This is a genomic window from Geomonas propionica (assembly GCF_016458235.1).
Taxonomy (GTDB): domain Bacteria; phylum Desulfobacterota; class Desulfuromonadia; order Geobacterales; family Geobacteraceae; genus Geomonas; species Geomonas propionica.
Window position 1 is genome coordinate 1 of record NZ_JAEMHK010000042.1, and the last position, 471, is coordinate 471.

Below are 471 nucleotides of genomic sequence, written 5' to 3' on the forward strand. Positions count from 1 at the left end.
AATAGCACGTCCTAGTTTATGCGCCACGATGGCGAGAGCCTTTCCCTTCCCGTGAGCCCTTGCCAAGTTTTCGGCGAACTTTCCGGCTCGCGGATTGTTTTGGATAAAGGAAACCGCCGCCTCGGAAAGCGCCCATTTCAGATGCGGATTTCCGATCTTTGCCCCGCCGGTCCCTTTCTTCTTGCCGGCGGATTCGTGGGTACATTTTACCAACCGGGCGTACGAGGCAAATCTTTGCACGGTCTCGAAACGATGGATGTCCTGGATTTCATAAAGTAGAACCAAAGCAATAATCTGTCCTACTCCTTTGATCGAACGCAGCAGCATGAGAGCATGCCGGTCATGTTGCTGGGCGGTCTTTTCAATCTCCGGTTCCAGAATGCCAATTACGTCACAGTAAGAATCGATCATGGCAACATCGACCTCGATAATCTTTCTCGCCTCCGGGTCGGTAAAGAGTTCCGCAACCTG

At 52.0% G+C, this 471-nt stretch carries 1 protein-coding gene; it reads right to left on the reverse strand.

What is annotated here, in order from left to right; genetic code table 11:
• The coding region (locus JFN90_RS22330; protein WP_236019124.1) for a transposase at positions 1-471 on the reverse strand (471 nt) is incomplete at both ends.